We start from the raw sequence: 2,474 nt of genomic DNA on the forward strand, positions 1-2,474 counted from the left end.
ACCGGCTTTGGGTTGGTGTTTCATAAAAATAGTCCAAACTTGAGCGTGAAATATAAAAATGCCCTTGCTAATGCGCCTTTTGATTACCCTGGTGCTTTCGATAACCCTTACATAGGAAAGGTCGCACAAAGATATCAAGACGTGGTACTACTGACCTTCCCAGTTGAATGACTTGACTCATATAAATTCATCAACTGCAGAAAGTGACGCGGACTCAAAAGAGCTTCTACTTGACGTCTCTCGCGATAAAAGCGAGGAAACACTTTTATTTTATAAAACAGCTTCAGAGAATAATAAAAAGCCCGCCAATAGCTGCTTCGAGTGCTGTACAATATTGTGAGGGCGAAAAATGATGTACAATCAACACTACAAAGACAGTACAAGAGGCGGTTTTGTGCAGAGCTTTTTAAGCGCTATAAGCTAGGCCGTTGTGGATGTTATGAGAGTAAGCATGGTAGTATAAGCGAGACACAAATAAAGGAATTTGCTAGAAAGAAGTCCAATGGTGCTATAGCAATCGCTTTGAAAGAAACCACTGTGTAGAGTCGATGTAAACTGGCCTTTGCAAAGACAGTGCTTAAGTCACGAATGCTAAACTAGTATGTGGATTCCATTTAATAGCCCTTCTTTTTTTGTGACTATTTATAAAAAGGGAAGGGCTATAATTTTGTTATTTTTCATTCACTGATGAGTTGTTAAATGATTTTGATACTTTGAAGATTTTGCGGGTGGCACGAAATTGATTGCCAAATTGTTTAATGCCATCATCGCGCATGGATTTTGCGTAATGGTCGAAGTAGTGTTGTAAGTTTTTCTCAGAATCGATGAGATAGAGAGCGGTTAAGTTTTTAGTGACGGCCTGCTCTGTTAGTCCGCGGTCATTTTCTATATCATCGCACAAATCCGCCTTTAAAAAGCCTTTAAAGCTCATCATCTCTTTCATGTGTAAAGTGAGCCAAGACTTATACTCATCAAAAATGCCAATATCGATATTCAAATTCACTTCATAAATAACCATATTATAAACCCTTCGTCTAAAAATTATCCTGCTTCGCCGATATTTTATGGTGATTAAAGCATAACTGCAATACAGATCGCTTGCATTGGTTAAAATGATATGATGTGATGCATGCAGCAAGTTTATTTGTTTGATGTGAATATGGAAACTAAGGAGAGAGTGATGCAGCAAGATTTGGATGTTCAATCATTACGCAAAAAGTTCCCAGCCTTATCGCGTAAGCAACAAGGGCGAGAAATTATCTTTTTTGATGGGCCTGGGGGGACGCAAGCACCTCAAGCTGTGCTGGATGCAATGTCGAATTACCTGGCCCAGTCTAACAGCAATTTAGGTGGAGCTTATATCACTAGTCAAGAAACCGTTAATGTGCTGGTAGAAGCGCGTCAGGCGGCGGCTGAATTTTTTTAATGCTGAAAATAACGAAGCTTTTTTTCGGTGCGAATATGACAAGCTTAACTTTTTCGATGAGTCGAGCCATTGCACAAACTTGGCAAGCGGGTGATGAGATTATCATTACAGAGCTTGACCATGCTGCCAATACGTCGACCTGGCAGCAAGCGGCACGCGATATGGGAGTTAAGGTGCATATTGCTAAGGCAATATTGCCAGAGTGTCGATTAGATATGGATCATTTGCAATCACTTATCAATGAGAAAACACGCTTAGTTGCGGTGACGCATGCCTCGCACTTATCAGGGACGTTAGTGGATGTGAAAAAGGTCACTGAACTTGCTCATCGTGTCGGTGCGCAGGTCTATGTTGATGCTGTGCATTTTGCTCCGCATTGCAGTATCGATGTAAAAGACATCGATTGTGATTTTCTGGCCTGTTCAGCTTATAAATTTTTTGGTACGCACGTGGGCATTTGTTACGGTAAACATCAGCATTTATCAACATTAACGCCTTATAAGGTTTTTCCCGCACCTAACACTGTTCCAGCTAAGTTTGAAACAGGAACACAGAGCTTTGAAGGACTTGCTGGGATGGTTGCAGCGATAGATTATTTGGCAGGTTTAGGCACCGGTTCCTCACGTCGTCAGCAGCTTGTCAGCGGCTTTGAAACTTTGCGTGCCTATGAGAATCAGCTTGCTGAATATTTTTTCAAAGGGTTGGAAAATTTTACCGGCTATAAGTTGTATGGTTTAACTAAGCTCAGTGATGTTTCAGAACGCACGCCGACATTTGCACTGACTTTTGATCAGGCCAGCCCTGCTAAGATTGCCGAAGCTTTGGGTAAGGCGGGTATTTGTGTTTGGCATGGTTTATTTTATGCCGAGTTATTGGGTAAGGCGACGGGGCTTGACCAGCAAGGTGGTGTATTGCGTATTGGCTTAACTCACTACAATAGTTATGAAGAAATCGATATGCTTTTTGAAGAGTTAGCTTCTATTGTTTTAGCTTAATTAGTTAAAATATAACAGCGTTATGGCCGGGGCTATGGCGCTTATTTTGGTTT

At 41.2% G+C, this 2,474-nt stretch carries 3 protein-coding genes; 2 read left to right on the forward strand and 1 reads right to left on the reverse strand.

Annotated features, from left to right (window positions below; genetic code table 11):
* Positions 1-670: 670 nt before the first annotated feature.
* Positions 671-1,018: a DUF4286 family protein gene (locus BGC07_RS10780; protein WP_069313119.1), complete on the reverse strand. Its 348-nt coding sequence runs from the start codon at positions 1,016-1,018 to the stop codon at positions 671-673.
* A 162-nt stretch (positions 1,019-1,180) separates the two neighbouring features.
* Here BGC07_RS10780 and BGC07_RS23285 point away from each other — a divergent pair, with 162 nt between their 5' ends.
* Both BGC07_RS23285 and BGC07_RS10785 read left to right on the forward strand, forming a co-directional pair.
* Complete coding sequence (locus BGC07_RS23285; RefSeq protein ID WP_201258139.1) at positions 1,181-1,426, forward strand: aminotransferase class V-fold PLP-dependent enzyme; 246 nt, start codon at positions 1,181-1,183, stop codon at positions 1,424-1,426.
* 35 nt (positions 1,427-1,461) lie between these two features.
* A complete protein-coding gene (locus tag BGC07_RS10785) occupies positions 1,462-2,421 on the forward strand; it encodes a cysteine desulfurase-like protein (protein ID WP_201258140.1) in 960 nt (319 codons plus the stop codon).
* Positions 2,422-2,474 lie beyond the last annotated feature (53 nt).

Origin of the sequence: Piscirickettsia litoralis (assembly GCF_001720395.1) — a bacterium.
In the GTDB taxonomy this organism is placed as follows: Bacteria; Pseudomonadota; Gammaproteobacteria; order Piscirickettsiales; family Piscirickettsiaceae; genus Piscirickettsia; species Piscirickettsia litoralis.

Coding starts and splice junctions, on each gene's coding strand:
- BGC07_RS23285 (WP_201258139.1), top strand. CDS start 1,181: ATGCAGCAAGATTTGGATGTTCAATCATTACGCAAAAAGTTCCCAGCC.
- BGC07_RS10785 (WP_201258140.1), top strand. CDS start 1,462: ATGACAAGCTTAACTTTTTCGATGAGTCGAGCCATTGCACAAACTTGG.
- BGC07_RS10780 (WP_069313119.1), bottom strand. CDS start 1,018: ATGGTTATTTATGAAGTGAATTTGAATATCGATATTGGCATTTTTGAT.